The 14,745-nt window shown below is 62.7% G+C and carries 13 protein-coding genes; 2 read left to right on the forward strand and 11 right to left on the reverse strand.

Annotated elements, in window-relative coordinates; genetic code table 11:
- Window positions 1-35: 35 nt before the first annotated feature.
- Both JHX87_RS07255 and JHX87_RS07260 read right to left on the reverse strand, forming a co-directional pair.
- Complete coding sequence (locus JHX87_RS07255; protein ID WP_271886063.1) at window positions 36-650, reverse strand: inner membrane-spanning protein YciB; 615 nt, start codon at window positions 648-650, stop codon at window positions 36-38.
- A 90-nt stretch (window positions 651-740) separates the two neighbouring features.
- Window positions 741-1,706: a DUF1223 domain-containing protein gene (locus JHX87_RS07260; RefSeq protein WP_271886061.1), complete on the reverse strand. Its 966-nt coding sequence runs from the start codon at window positions 1,704-1,706 to the stop codon at window positions 741-743.
- Window positions 1,707-1,950: 244 nt separating this feature from the next.
- On the opposite strand from JHX87_RS07260, the gene acnA reads away from it, so the two are divergent.
- Together acnA and JHX87_RS07270 are read left to right on the forward strand one after the other, a co-directional pair.
- Complete coding sequence (acnA, locus tag JHX87_RS07265) at window positions 1,951-4,719, forward strand: aconitate hydratase AcnA (protein WP_271886059.1); 2,769 nt, start codon at window positions 1,951-1,953, stop codon at window positions 4,717-4,719.
- A 283-nt stretch (window positions 4,720-5,002) separates the two neighbouring features.
- Window positions 5,003-7,030: a TonB-dependent receptor domain-containing protein gene (locus JHX87_RS07270; protein WP_271886057.1), complete on the forward strand. Its 2,028-nt coding sequence runs from the start codon at window positions 5,003-5,005 to the stop codon at window positions 7,028-7,030.
- Window positions 7,031-7,084: 54 nt separating this feature from the next.
- Here the strand turns inward: JHX87_RS07270 and ggt are convergent, their stop codons facing one another.
- From ggt to secD, 9 genes are all read right to left on the reverse strand, one after another.
- On the reverse strand, window positions 7,085-8,896 hold the full coding sequence (gene ggt / locus JHX87_RS07275; RefSeq protein ID WP_271886055.1) for a gamma-glutamyltransferase: 1,812 nt from the start codon (window positions 8,894-8,896) through the stop codon (window positions 7,085-7,087).
- Window positions 8,897-8,971: 75 nt separating this feature from the next.
- Window positions 8,972-9,514: a DsbE family thiol:disulfide interchange protein gene (locus tag JHX87_RS07280; RefSeq protein ID WP_271886053.1), complete on the reverse strand. Its 543-nt coding sequence runs from the start codon at window positions 9,512-9,514 to the stop codon at window positions 8,972-8,974.
- A complete protein-coding gene (ccmD, locus tag JHX87_RS07285) occupies window positions 9,507-9,656 on the reverse strand; it encodes a heme exporter protein CcmD (protein ID WP_271886051.1) in 150 nt (49 codons plus the stop codon). The genes JHX87_RS07280 and ccmD overlap by 8 nt, the downstream gene beginning before the upstream one ends.
- Complete coding sequence (gene ccmC / locus JHX87_RS07290; protein WP_271886050.1) at window positions 9,653-10,378, reverse strand: heme ABC transporter permease CcmC; 726 nt, start codon at window positions 10,376-10,378, stop codon at window positions 9,653-9,655. The genes ccmD and ccmC overlap by 4 nt, the downstream gene beginning before the upstream one ends.
- A gap of 41 nt (window positions 10,379-10,419) precedes the next feature.
- Window positions 10,420-11,076: a heme exporter protein CcmB gene (gene ccmB / locus JHX87_RS07295; protein WP_271886048.1), complete on the reverse strand. Its 657-nt coding sequence runs from the start codon at window positions 11,074-11,076 to the stop codon at window positions 10,420-10,422.
- Window positions 11,073-11,702 (reverse strand): heme ABC exporter ATP-binding protein CcmA, encoded by a 630-nt coding sequence (ccmA, locus tag JHX87_RS07300; RefSeq protein WP_271886046.1) that lies wholly within the window; start codon window positions 11,700-11,702, stop codon window positions 11,073-11,075. Before ccmA ends, ccmB begins: the two co-directional genes overlap by 4 nt.
- Window positions 11,699-12,052 (reverse strand): Mth938-like domain-containing protein, encoded by a 354-nt coding sequence (locus tag JHX87_RS07305; protein WP_271886044.1) that lies wholly within the window; start codon window positions 12,050-12,052, stop codon window positions 11,699-11,701. Before JHX87_RS07305 ends, ccmA begins: the two co-directional genes overlap by 4 nt.
- Complete coding sequence (gene secF, locus JHX87_RS07310; RefSeq protein WP_271886042.1) at window positions 12,052-13,032, reverse strand: protein translocase subunit SecF; 981 nt, start codon at window positions 13,030-13,032, stop codon at window positions 12,052-12,054. The genes JHX87_RS07305 and secF overlap by 1 nt, the downstream gene beginning before the upstream one ends.
- 15 nt (window positions 13,033-13,047) lie before the next feature.
- On the reverse strand, window positions 13,048-14,712 hold the full coding sequence (secD, locus tag JHX87_RS07315) for a protein translocase subunit SecD (RefSeq protein WP_271886040.1): 1,665 nt from the start codon (window positions 14,710-14,712) through the stop codon (window positions 13,048-13,050).
- Window positions 14,713-14,745 lie beyond the last annotated feature (33 nt).

Consider the following 14,745-nt stretch of genomic DNA (forward strand, 5'->3'; position numbering starts at 1 on the left):
CAAGAACCCGCCGTCACTGACGCGGGCATCGCGCCTCAGGCAGAGCCGTCGGTCCCACCGCCATCCCCGTCCAGCGCGTGATCGCGAAACAGCGATGCATTGCCAAGCAGGAACACGATCAGCAGCAGCGGCAGCCCGAATGTCTTGAAATAAACCCAGGTGGTTTCCGACATGCTGCGCCAAACCACCTCATTGGCCAGCGCCAGCGCCAGAAACATCAGCGTCATGCGCAAGGTCAGCTTGCGCCAGCCGGCCTCATCCATGGACACGGCCTCGGACAGGGCAAGACGCAGCCAGTGCTTGCCCGCCAGAAGGCTGTATCCCAGGATCCCCGCGAAGAGCAGATAGATGACTGTCGGCTTCATCTTGAAAAAGCGCGGATCGTTCAGCCAGACGGACATGCCGCCAAAGACCACGACCAGTACCAGCGTGACGACCTGCATCGCCGACAGCTTGCCTGTCAGGCGCCATTGCAGAAGGGTCGCCAGCGCCAGAACCGGAATGAACAGCAATGTGGCAAAGACAAGCGCCTCGTATTCCTGCCCCCAAAGCTGGACCGTCTCACCGCGTTTCAACAGGAAGACGGCAAAGAAAAACAAGAGCGGACCGTATTCCAGCGCGGGCCTGACCCAGGGTTTCGGTTCTTTCATTGCCTTGTCCCATCCTTGTGAGGTCAGACCGCTATGTGATGCCTAATGGCCCATTTTGCAAGAAAACACGCGACCGGGGGGGGGAAAGACTTAGTCCAGACGGATGGCTGCCAGGATCGGTCCGGGATTATGCGCGCCGCCATTTTCTTTCTGCACCAGAAGCGCATGCTTGGTATCGACAGGCACGGATTCATCCGCCGAGCCATCGGGCCGCACCGTCATCCGCAAGGGCGCCTTGCCGTCCCATTCGGCAAGCTGGTCCAGATCGATGACGATATTGGTATAAGTCACCACCTTGCCACGATTTTCGCCGGCCTTCACCTCGACCTGCCGTTCGGGCAGGTAGCGCACCAGCAGGATATTGATACCGCCGCCCAGCTCGGACAGCGGCAACAGCTCGATCACCTCGCCATCGGCGGTGCTTTCGCGCTGGACGCTGACGCGGGTGGGGGAATAGCGGCTGGATTCGATCAGCCCCATCAATTGCGTCGGCCCCGGGGCGATGGCTGTTTCCTGCCCGTCCACGATCAGTTGCGGGGTATAAAGCGACCGCTCTCCGGCGGCGCGGGCATAGAGTTCCTGCCGTCTGGTGAATTCAGGCCGGGCAAAGCTGTCGGCCCAGCCCAGATAATCCCAATAATCAACATGAAAAGACAGCGGCAGGATATTGGGATCGTTCGACAAATTCGACAGCATCACATCGGCTGGCGGGCAGGATGAACAGCCCTGAGAGGTGAACAACTCGACCACCACGGGCAGCGAAGGCACGTCCAGACCATATTCCTCCATCGGCGGGGTGACGCTGTCGATGGGGGCGAAGCTGTTATAGGTTGCCGTTTCCGGTGGCGCGAAATCTGCCCCGGCACCCGGCTGCAGGCGGCCCATATCATCCGGCGCGGCAATCACCGGCGCCCCGTCCGGCAGCCCGGCCGCCACATCCTGCGCCAGCGCCGCACCAAGAAGCTGCCACAGCATCAGCACGAAGGCTGCGCCCAAGATCGCGATACGCCGCATGTTCAGGATATGGCGTTCCACAGGGCCTGTCTCCAATACCATCAGGATCGGTTCTTCCGCATTGATAATAGCAGCCTTTGGCATAGCGCCTCAGTGCCGAATGGGACAAATCACCGCTTTGTTAATTTGGCCGTGAAGTAACACACCGTGCCTCTTGAGCAACATCTGGACATTTGGTATGCGATTGCATACAAAGCTGGGGTAACGCCTTGCGCCGCCCTATCACATGGGGCAAAGCAGTGGCACGCATGCCCGACCCATCCATTTCGCAGACAGGGAGGCTCTGATGCCCATTCAGACCGGAACAGACACCGCCAAGACACGCCGCACATTGAAAGTCGGCGATCAGTCGGTTGATTATTACTCGATCGCCGCCGCCACCGAAGCAGGCCTTGGCGATTTTTCAAAGCTGCCAGCCGCGCTGAAAGTGGTGCTGGAAAACATGCTTCGCTTTGAGGATAACGGCCGCACCGTCAGCACAGAGGACATTAAGGCTTTTGCCGAGTGGGCTGAAAAGGATGGGAAAAACCCGCGCGAGATCGCCTATCGCCCGGCCCGCGTGCTGATGCAGGACTTTACCGGCGTTCCCGCCGTGGTCGATCTGGCCGCCATGCGCGACGGCATCGTGGCCCTGGGTGGCGATGCGCAGAAGATCAACCCGCTAAACCCGGTCGATCTGGTCATCGACCATTCGGTCATGATCGACGAATTCGGCACCCCGCGCGCGTTTCAGTTCAATGTCGAGCGCGAATATGAGCGCAATATCGAGCGTTACCAGTTCCTGAAATGGGGCCAGAAGGCGTTCCAGAACTTCCGTGTCGTGCCGCCGGGCACCGGCATCTGCCATCAGGTGAACCTTGAATACCTGGCGCAGACGGTCTGGACCGACACCGATCAAAATGGCGCGACTGTCGCCTATCCCGACACGCTGGTGGGCACCGATTCGCACACGACCATGGTAAACGGCCTTGCCGTTCTGGGCTGGGGCGTCGGCGGCATCGAGGCCGAGGCCGCGATGCTGGGTCAGCCGATCTCGATGCTGATCCCGGAAGTCGTAGGCTTCAAGATCACCGGCGCGCTGAAAGAGGGCGTGACGGCCACCGACCTGGTTCTGAAGGTCGTGGCCATGCTGCGTGCGCATGGCGTGGTCAGCAAATTCGTCGAATTCTATGGCGACGGGCTGGATAACATGCCGCTGGCCGACCGCGCGACCATCGCCAATATGGCACCGGAATATGGCGCGACCTGCGGCTTCTTCCCCATCGATCAGGAAACGCTGCGCTATATGGAGCAGACCGGCCGCGACAAGGATCGCATCGCGCTGGTCGAGGCCTATGCCAAGGAAAACGGCTTCTGGCGCGACGCCGATTACGCGCCGGTCTATTCCTCGACGCTGGAACTGGATCTGGGCGATGTCGTGCCCGCCATTTCCGGCCCCAAGCGCCCGCAGGATCACACCCCGCTGGACGAATCTGCCAAGGCCTTCTGGGAACTGGTCATGGGCCAGCGCTTCAAGGACGAATCCGAACGCGCCGAGATCCGCTGGGACGCCGATGGCGGCACGCGCGAGCCGGGCTATGTGCCGGGCGGTCGTCACAAGGGCTTTTCGACCGGTGAGGTCGAGGGTCAGGATTACGAATTGCATGACGGCAGCATCGTGATCGCCTCGATCACCTCCTGCACGAATACCTCTAACCCCTATGTGCTGATCGGTGCCGGTCTGCTGGCCCGCAAGGCGCGTGAACTGGGTCTGAACCGCAAGCCGTGGGTGAAAACCTCGCTGGCGCCCGGATCGCAGGTCGTCAGTGAATATCTGGAGGCCGCCGGCCTGCAGGAAGATCTGGACGCCCTTGGCTTCAACCTGGTCGGCTATGGCTGCACCACCTGCATCGGCAATTCGGGTCCGCTGGAGCCGGAAATCTCGAAATCGATCAACGACAACGATCTGATCGCGGTCTCGGTCCTGTCGGGCAACCGCAACTTCGAGGGCCGGATCAGCCCCGATGTTCGCGCCAACTACCTGGCCAGCCCGCCGCTGGTCGTGGCCTATGCCATCGCCGGTGACATGAATATCGACCTGACCCGCGATCCTCTGGGGCAGGACAAGGATGGCAATGACGTCTATCTGAAGGATATCTGGCCCGACTCGAAGGAAATCGCCGATCTGGTGCACAGCGTCGTCACGCGCGAGATGTTCCAGGAAAAATATGCCGATGTCTTCAAGGGCGACGAACGCTGGCGCGGGGTCGAGGTCACGGATAGCGAGACCTATGACTGGCCGGCAAGCTCGACCTATATCCAGAACCCGCCCTATTTCCAGGGCATGTCCAAGGATGCGGGCGAAATCCACGACATCAAGAATGCCCGGGTTCTGGCGATGCTGGGGGACATGATCACGACCGACCACATCAGCCCGGCCGGTTCTTTCAAGCCGGGCACCCCTGCCGGCAAATACCTGACCGAGCGTCAGGTGTCTCCGCGTGACTTCAACAGCTACGGGTCGCGCCGCGGCAACCACGAGGTCATGATGCGCGGCACTTTCGCCAATATCCGCATCAAGAACGAGATGCTGGACGGTGTCGAAGGCGGCTACAGCAAGGGGCCGGATGGCAAGGAAACCTCGATCTATGACGCGTCGATGGCCTATCAGGAACAGGGCACGCCGCTGGTCGTGATCGGGGGCGTCGAATATGGCGCGGGTTCCTCGCGTGACTGGGCCGCCAAGGGGACGAACCTGCTGGGCATCAAGGCCGTGATCGCGGAAAGCTTTGAACGGATCCACCGTTCGAACCTGATCGGCATGGGGGTCATTCCCTTCGAATTCACGGATGGCGACAACCGCAAGAGCCTGAAGCTGACCGGCGAAGAGGAAGTCACCATCGAAGGTCTGGGCGACGTGAAACCGCTGCAGATCGTCGATGCGACGATCAAATATGCCGATGGCACCGAAAAGGTCATCAAGCTGAAGGCCCGCATCGATACCGAGGTCGAGATCGAATACCTCAAGAACGGCGGCGTGCTGCATTACGTGCTGCGGAACCTGGCGGCAAGCTGATCGCGCTCCTGTCTGTGACATTCAGGGCCCCCGGACATGTGCCGGGGGCCCTTTTCATATCTCGACGCCGCGTGCCACCGCTTTGCGCAAAGATTTCGGCACAGTTGCACCCTGCCCCTGCCTGATCGCAGCCCTGCCTGACCCGCCGCCTTAAACCACGCACAAATCCTGTGGCAGGATCGCCGCATACCTGACAAAAATACTTTTAATAACTGAGCGATTTAGTTGAGTACTCCGGGCAGGCTGGCTAAGCAGCGCTGGAAATCAACAACAGGTGATCGCTATGCCGCTGAGTTATAAGGTCCTGCTTGCCGGGGTCTCTTCTGTCGCGCTGGTATCCGCTGCGATGGCGCAGGATACTTTGGGAAGTGCTGAAAACCCCATCATGCTGGATCCCATCACGCTGGTCTCTGATGGTCAGGAAAATGTCGAAGCCACTGGCGGCATCGCGATCACGCAAGAGGATATCGAGGAACTGGCCCCGGCGGATGTGTCGGAACTGTTCGCCCGCGATTCGGCTGTGTCGGTGTCCGGCGGCGCTGGCCCGTCGAAGCGTATCCATGTCTTTGGCATGGAACAATCGAACCTTGCCGTCTCGGTCGATGGTGTGCCGCAGGGCATCACCAGCTGGCACCATACCGGCTCGAACGTGATCGACCCGGCCTTCCTGCGCTCGGTCGAGGTCGAGGCCGGTGCCGCCGCCGCCGATGCCGGTTTCGGCGCCGCAGCCGGTGCCGTGCGCTATGAAACGCTGGGCGCCAAGGATCTGCTGCGTGATGGCCAGGCGCAGGGCGGTCGTCTGAACCTGTCCTATGGCGATAATGGTCGCGGCTGGTCGGGCAGTCTTGCGGGCTATGGCGTCTATGAGAACTTCGACTGGTTCGCGATGGTCCACGGCTCGGATGGCAGCAATTATGACGATGGCGATGGCAATGAGGTTCCCGGCACCGAACCGGCGACCCAGGGCCTGCTGACCAAGCTGGGCTATGAATTCGAAGGCCACCGGGTCGAACTGGCCTATGAGCGCAGCGAGGACGAGGCTGACCGCGTCATCAAGATGAACCTTGATCTGGCCAACAGCACGGATGTCTATCCGCTGAAGATCACGCGCAACACGCTGAGCCTGCGCTATACATCGGTTGCGCCCACTGCCAGCTGGGATCCCGAGGCGCTGGTCTATGTCAGCCGCGACGAATATTGGCGGCCGAACTATGCCACGGGCGAACGTCCGGTGAATGGCGATATGGATCTGGAAACCGAAACCATCGGCGGGATCCTGAAAAACACCTTCACGCTGGATCAGGGCTCGGTCACGACGGGTCTGGACTGGGCCTATAACGATTACCGCGTCGACAATTACGGCGATTTCGGGCGCGGCGTCTGGACGGCCGAGACCATGCAGATCGGCGCCTTTGCGCAGGCACGTCTGGAATTCGACAATGGCATCGACCTGTCCACGGGCGTGCGCGTCGATCACCAGCGTTACACCGACTGGGACAACAAGCGTCTCAGCGATACCGGCGTCAGCGCCAACGCGACCCTCTCCTATGAATTCGCGGAAGGGTACGAGGTCTTTGCCGGCGCGTCGCAGACCTGGCTTGGCTATGATATCGGCGAATTCGGGCTGCTGCATGCGCGCGATGAATCGTTCAGGACCGCCGATGATTTCGAACCCTCGGAAGCCACCAATTTCAAGTTCGGCTTCAACGCCAATCAGGGCAACTGGAACGGCAACATCACCTATTTCGACACCCGCCTGAAGGGTCTGGGCTATTACAACACCGATGGTCAGTATGACACGGATCCGGCGACCGTGGCCTATCTGGGCAATGCCGACGATTACCGCAGCCGCGGCGTCACCATGCAGGGGAATTACAGCTGGGGCACGGGGCGCGTCGGCGCAAGCTATACCAAAGCCAAGCTGACCCAGGATGGCGACAAGGTTCTGCCCATCGGTGACACGGTCATGCCGATCGGCGATATGGCCACGCTGTTCATCGATCAGGACATCCCGGACTATAACCTGCGGGTCGGCGGCACGCTGGAATGGGCCGGCAGGCTGGACGGAGACTGGCTGCGCGCGGGCTCTCTGCAATTCGAGGATCAGCCCTCTTACACGGTCGTGAACCTTTATGGCGAGTGGCGCCCGCAATCCTATGAGAATGTGGCGGTTCGTCTGGGCATCGATAATATCTTCGACCGCCAGTATTTCGAACGCAGCAGCTATGCGCAGCGCGCGGATGGTGCCCCGGTCTATCCGCTTTACGCACCGGGCCGCACGATCACCCTGGGCCTGACCACGAATTTCTGAACGCAAACGCCCCCGGTCCTGCCGGGGGCGTTTTCCTTTGCTCAGCGACAGCGATCAGCCGCCAATCGCAATGCCTTCGCGGCGGGGATCGGCACCACCGGCCAGCCCTTCGGGCGTGATCGCGATCCCGTGCAGACCGGAATTCAGATCGCGCGGATTGACCTCGAATCCCAGATCGCTCAGGGCCTGCCCCATCTCGGCGGCCGAGGTTCCCTCTTCCAGATCCATCGGGCCGAAGCGGTTCACGATATTGGGCAGCGCGATGGCCTGCTGCACATCCAGCCCCCAGTCCAGTTGCCCGATGATCGCCTTGGCGACATAGCCGATGATGCGGCTGCCACCGGGCGAACCGATCACCAGAACCGGCTTGTCATCCTTCAGCACGATGGTCGGCGACATCGAGGACCGCGGACGCTTGCCCGGCGCGATGGCATTGGCAATCGGATAGCCCGCATCGTCATGAGTCTCGAACGAGAAGTCCGTCAATTCGTTGTTCAGCAGAAAGCCTTCGGCCATCACCCGCGAGCCGAAGCCGTTTTCGATGGTGGTCGTCATCGACAGCGCATTGCCATCCGCATCGACAATCGAGATATGCGAGGTCGAGGGGAATTCCAGCGCATTGTCCTGTCCCCACAGCGCCGCATGGTCCCAGCCGGGCGAACCGGCGCTGACTTCGGGCAGGCTGTCATCCCCCGACAGCAGCTTGCCGCGCTCTGCCAGATAGGCGGGGTCGATCAGCCCCTGCGTGGGCATCGGCACGAAATCGGAATCCGCCATGTAGCGGCCACGGTCCGCAAAGGCCAGACGAGAGGCATCGCCGATCAGGCGCCAGCTATCCGTGCTGTCCGCCCCAAGCGCGGCCAGATCATAGCCGCCCAGCATGCCCAGAATCTGCCCCACCGTCAGCCCGCCTGACGAGGGCGGACCCATCCCGCAAACGTCGTGATCGCGATATTCGACGCAGACGGCGGGCCGTTCTACGACGCGATAGGCGGCCAGATCGGCAATGGACAGCAGGCCCGGGTTCCATTCCGCACCCTGCACCGCCCGAACGATCCCCGCCGCCACGGGGCCGCTGTAATAGCCGTCAGCCCCGTCCTGCGCCAGCGCCCGCAATGTCCGCGCATAGGCCGGGTTCTTCAGCATGGAACCGGCAGCGATGGCATTGCCCTCGGGAAAGAAATAGGCGGCGGTGGCGGGATCCTTCTGCAGGTTCTCGGCCTCTCCGGAAACCAGTTCCGCAAGGCGGGGCGAGACGGTGAAACCATCCTCGGCCAGCCGGATCGCATCCTCAAACAGGCTGGCCCAGTTGGCCTTGCCCCATTTGCGCTGCGCGGCCTCCAGCAAGGCGGGCGTGCCCGGGGTGCCGACCGAGCGGCCTCCGATCACGGCATCCATGAATTCCATCGGCTCGCCATCGTCATTCTGAAACAGCGTCGGCCCGGCCAGCGATGGCGCGGTTTCGCGCGCATCAAGCGTGGTCATCTGGCCGCTGGCCGCGTCGTACCAGACCAGAAAGGCACCGCCCCCCAGACCCGAACTTTGCGGCTCGACCAGACCCAGCACGGTCTGAACCGCCACCATGGCATCGGCGGCGCTGCCCCCGGCTTCCAGCACGCGGGCGCCCGCCTGCACGGCCAGCGGATGGGCCGCCGTCACCATCCAGTCCTGCCCCATGACGGGCTTCCCCTCGGCCTTGGTGGCCAGCGCGGCGCGGGCGGCATCGGTCAGATCACCAAAGGCCCCCTGTGAACCGGCCTCGGTCGCGGCCTCTGGTGCGACGGCATCCGCAGCCTCTTGCGCCAAGCCAGGCCATGCCGCGACCCCGCCCAGCAACACTGCGGTCAGCAAGCTTTTCCGTGTCATTCAAACCCCCCTCTCATTCCCTGACAGATGAATGAGATCACTGTGACCTGCGCAACCGGCAGGTGCAAGCCGGGCTTAGTCTTCGGCCGCCAGCGCCTTTTCCAACTGCGGCAGGAAGCGGTTGGTGTAATCCTCGCGCACCAGCGGCCCGGCAAAGCGGAACAGGACCTTGCCGTCGCCGTCGATGATGAAGGTTTCAGGCGGCGCGGTCACACCCCAGTCGATTGCCCCGCGCCCCTGCGGATCGGCCGAGATGGCCGCATAGGGGTCGCCATCCTTGGCCAGAAAGGCCAGCGCATTCGCCTGCGGGTCTTTCAGATTGACGCCATAGACCGGCAGGCGTTTGGACAGATCCATCAAGGTCGGATGTTCGGCGCGGCAGGGCGGGCACCAGCTTGCCCAGAAATTGACCAGCTTGACGCCCGGCTGGCGCAGCATCTCGTCGCTCAGCTGCGTCTTGTCTGGCAGGGTTCCCTGCGGCACGGCGGGCGCCTCGCGGCCAATCATCGTCGAGGGCAGATCATTGGGATTGTCGCGCCCCATGCCCCACAGGAACACCGCGGCAAGACCGGCGAAAATGACCGGCGGCAGCGCCACCAGCGGGGAGATCCTAGCCATTCCTGCGGCCTTCCTGTTGTTCCAGATCGCGGCGCGCACGGGCATTGGCGGCCAGCGTCTGCCAGATCAGCGCCGCCAGCAGCACCAGCGACACGCCATATGCCGCCAGCACCGTATGCGCATATTTGCCAAGGTCGATCATGCCCGGACCTCTTTCGCTTGCAGCGCCGCAAGGCGGCGGCGCCGGATCTCGGTGCGGGTGCGGATCAGCACCAACGCCAGAAACAGAAGGAAAAAGCCCAGCATCGTCAGATATAGCGGATAGCGATAGACTGCGCTCATCCGTTCGCCCGGCGCCACCGACAGGCTGGCGCCCTGATGCAGGCCCTGATTCCAGAACAGCACCGCATAGCGCGACAGCAGCGCAAAGACGGAGCCGACCAGACATAACACCCCGGTCAGATCGGCGGCGCTGTCAGGATCCTCGACCGAGGCCCACAGCGCCATATAGCCGATATAGAACAGCAGCAGGATCAGAAAGCTGGTCAGGCGCGGATCCCATTCCCACCAGCTGCCCCACATGGGCTGGCCCCAGATTGCCCCGGTGGCCAGCGCGATCAGCGTCATCACCGCGCCGACCGGCGCTGCCGCCTTGGCGGCAAGCGCGCTGACATGGTGGCGCCGGATCAGCCAGATCAGGCTGGCGACCAGCATCATCACCCAGATATTGATGGCCATCATCGCGGCGGGCACATGCAGGAAGACGATCTTGACCGTCGATCCCTGCTTGTAATCCTCGGGCGTCAGAAAGCCCCAGATCAGCCCGATCACTGTGCATAAGGCCGCCGCCCCCGCCGCCCAGGGCAGGACTGCGGCGGACGCGCGCATGAATTTGACCGGATTGGCATATTCCCAGATCGACATAACCGTTCCCTAGCCTTGGCACCGGGCAGGCTCAAGACCGCTCATCGAAGATTGATCCGCAACGCGGCGGCAGCGGCGAAAGGGATCAGCGCGACGACGCCCGCAGTGATCCCGGCCAGAAACAGCAGTGGGGTCGCGGGATCGCCCCCGGCCTGCCCGCGGCGAATGATCTCGGTCCCGAAGATCAGCGTCGGGATATACAGCGGCAGCACCAGAAGCGACAGCAGCAACCCGCCCCGCCGCAGCCCCACGGTGATCGCGGCACCGAAGGCGCCCAGCATCGACAGCGCCGGCGTGCCCAGCAGAAGCGAGGCGATCAGCCAGGGCATCGCCGGTCCCGGCAGGTGCAGCAACAGCCCGAACAGCGGCGCGGCAGCGATCAGCGGCAGCGCGGTGGTGATCCAATGGGCAAGGGCCTTGATCGCGACCACCGCCTCCAGCGGCAACGGCGATGTGGCCAGAAGGTCCAGGCTGCCATCCTCGGCATCCAGCGCAAAGATGCGATCCAGCGACAGCAGGCAGGCCAGGAGCGCGCCAAGCCACAGGATGCCCGGCGCGATCGGTCGCAGGGCGCTGCTGTCGGGGCCGACACCGAATGGCACCAGCGTGCAGAGGATCAGGAAAAAGGCGACGCCCAGACCAAAGCCTCCGCCCGCCCGCGTCGCCAGACGCAGATCGCGGATCAGCAGGGCGATCATGCGAAAGCCTCGTTGAAGCCGGCGGGGCGATGTTTTTGCCCCGGCCGGGCGCGATAGGGCGTCAGGTCCAACACCTCTGCCCCCGTCAGCCCCAGATCGATATGGGTCGCCATCAGCGCCGCCCCGCCCTGCGCCAGATGATCCCCGATCACTTGCGCGAAACGCTCCACCGACGCGCCGTCCAGCGAGACCGTCGGCTCATCCAGCACCCAAAGAGGCCGCCCCGTCACCAGAAGCCGCGCCAGCCCCAGCCGACGTTTTTGCCCCGCCGACAGCGTGCCCGCCGGGCGATCCGCCAGTGCCGTCAGATCCATCGCGGCAAGCGCGGCGCGACTGTCGCCACCGCCAAAGACCGCCGCCCAGAATTGCAGGTTTTCCGCCGCCGTCAGCGTCGATTTCAGCCCATCGGCATGGGCGGCATAGGCAACGGCGTCCTCGGCCATGTCGATGCGCCCTGCGATGGCGGGCTGCAAGCCCGCGATGCAGCGCAGCAGGGTTGTCTTGCCGATGCCATTCGGCCCGCGCAGGATCAGCGCCTGACCCGGATCAAGGGTAAAGGAAACGCCTTCGACCGTTCGCAGACCGCCGCGCGCCACGGCAAGGTCGTGAACCGCCAGCAGGCTCACAGGGGCAGCAGCGCGCAGGCGACGCGGCGCCCTTCGGAAAGGGTGACGTTATAGATGCGCGCAGCCGTGGGTGAGGCCATGGCCTCGACCATGATCCCGACCTCTTTCAGCGCCGCGACCAGATCGGCGGGCGCATGGGCGATATCGGCGCCCATGCCCAGGAACAGCACATCGACCTGACCGCCAAGCGCCAGCAGCGCGTCGCGATCCTGCAACCCGCCCCAGGCACGGCCGCCGCTGTACTGCACGATGACCGCGCCTTCGATCACCTTGCCGCCGACCCGGAAGAAGCCCGGCCCATAACCATCGACGGGAACCGCGCCGGCGAAATCGGTGGGCTTCATCGCCATCAGGGCTGCTCGGCCTTGGAGAAGGGCGAGGGATCGGCCTTAGGCCCGTTCTTCGACCAGTCACGCTTCACGCCCAGCCACAGCACGATGTTCTTGGCGACATAGACCGAGGAATAACAGCCCACGATCACGCCCCACAACATGGCGATGATGAAATCACGCAGCACATCACCGCCAAAAATCAGCATCGAGGTCAGCGCGATGGCGGTGGTCAAGGCGGTCATCACCGTGCGCGACAGCGTCTCGTTCACCGTCAGGTTCATGACGTCGATCAGCGGCATGGTCTTGTATTTGATCAGGTTTTCGCGAAGCCTGTCGAAAACGACCACCGTATCGTTGACCGAATAGCCCAGCGTGGTCAGCAGTGCCACGACCGTCAGCAGGTCAAAGCGCAGCTGCAACAGCGCGAACAGGCCGACGGTCAGCAGGATGTCATGGACCAGCGCCACCACCGCGCCGACCGAAAACTGCCATTCGAAACGCAGCCAGATATAGGCCATGATGCCCAGCGTCGCCGCACCAACCGCGTAAAGCGCGGTCTTGATCAGTTCAGAAGACACTTTCGGACCGACCGAATCGACGGCGGTAAAGCGGATCTCGGGATCGACCTGCTTCAGCGCCGCCTCGACATTGTTCAGCTGTTCCTGAGAGACAGAGCCGACGCCTTCGGTCGTGCCAATGCGGATCATCGCCACATGTTCGTCACCACCCGAGGTCGGATCAAACACCTCGGTGATCGAGACATCGCCCAGTTCCAGCGCGTTCAGCGCCTCGCGATACTCGGCGACATTGAAGTCATTCGTGCTTTCGGTGCGGATCGTCGTGCCGCCCTTGAAGTCGATGCCGAAATTCAGCCCCATGGTCAGGATCAGCACGACCGAGGCCACCATCGCAAAGGCCGACAGGCCAAAGGTCAGCCATTGCACACGGAAGAAATCGATCTTCGTGTTATCGGGGACGATTTTAAGACGGAATGCCATGTGTCGTTCCCCTCCTTAAAGGATCAGTTCTTTGGGTTTGCGCCGTTCCAGCCACCAGATGATCATCAGGCGTGTCAGGAAAATGGCGGTAAAGACCGAGGTGATCAGGCCGATCGTCATGGTGACGGCAAAGCCCTTGACCGGGCCAGAGCCCAGAAAGAACATCACGGCCGCCGCAATGAAGGTGGTCACATTGGCGTCGATGATGGCGCTCATCGCCTCGCTGAAGCCATCGTCGATGGCGCGGACCACCTTTTTCTTGGCGCGTAATTCTTCCCGGATGCGCTCGAAGATGATGACGTTGGCGTCAACTGCGGTGCCGACGGTCAGCACGATCCCGGCGATGCCCGGCAGGGTCATGGTCGCACCCAGAACCGACATGGCGGCCAGAATCAGGATCACGTTGACGATCACCGAGACCGAGGCGAAGACGCCGAACAGCCCATAGCTGGCGATCATATAGGCCACCACGGCAACGGTCGCGATGATCGCCGACAGGCGCCCCGCATCGATGCTGTCCTGACCCAGTTCGGGGCCGATCGTGCGCTCTTCCAGAAAATCCATCTTGGCGGGCAATGCGCCCGCACGCAGCAGGACGGCAAGGCGGTTGGCCTCGTCATATCCCATCGAGCCTGAAATCTGGCCCGAACCGCCCCGGATCGCATCGCGGATCGTGGGGGCCGAGATCACCTCATTATCCAGCACGATGGCAAAGGGCTGACCCACATTGGCAGCAGTGAAATCGCCGAATTTCCGCGCGCCCGAGGGGTTGAAGCGGAAATCGACCGAGGGCTGGCCGTTCTGGTCCGTCCCGGGCAGGGCATCAACCAGTTCCTCGCCGCTGACGACGGGGCTTTCCTCCAGCACGTAATACAGGCCCTCACGCTCTTGCGAGGGCAGGACGACCTGTCCCGGCTCGATACGCGCGGCAGCGTCAGAGCCGATGGCCACGACGGGGTTGAAGGTCAGCTTCGCGGTCGTGCCGATCAGCGCCTTCAACTCATCCGCCGAACCGATGCCCGGCACCTGGATCAGGATGCGATCCTGACCCTGCTGCATGATGGTCGGCTCTCGCGTGCCGACTTCGTCGACGCGGCGGCGGATGATCTCAAGGCTTTGCTGCACGGTGCGCTGATCGGTCGCCGCTTTTTCGGCATCTGACAATTGCACGGTGATCGTCTTGCCATCCGCAAGAATCGCCAGCGACTGCTGACCCGCGCCGCTAAGCGTGGTGATCGGATCGGAAAAGCCGCGCACGATTTCGACCGCGCGCGCCATCTGATCCGCATTGCCGATTTCCAGCTTCAGCACACCGTCCTCGGCAGGCAGGCGGCGGATCGATCCGATGGTCTGACGCTCGGCCGCCAGCGCGTTGCGCACTTCGGGCCACAAAGCATCCATCCGCGCCTTATAGACATCGGCCACGCGGACCTCGCCCAGAAGATGCGCGCCGCCGCGCAGATCCAGACCCAGATTGACCAGCCCGCTGGGCATCCAGCTGGGCCAGCCCGCACGATCCGCGATCAGTTCGGGCGTCTCGACGCCGGTGGCCTCGATCGCCTTGACGGCATCGTTATGCAGCTCGACGCGCTTGTAGAACAGGTTGGGCGCAGCCAGGGCCAGACCCAGCAGGGTCAAGCCGACGATCAGGATGCGTTTCCATCGGTCAATCTGAAGCATCTTGGCTTACGCCCTTCGTCTGTGTCGTCTTAT

Origin of the sequence: Paracoccus fistulariae, assembly GCF_028553785.1 — a bacterium.
Lineage (GTDB): Bacteria > Pseudomonadota > Alphaproteobacteria > Rhodobacterales > Rhodobacteraceae > Paracoccus > Paracoccus fistulariae.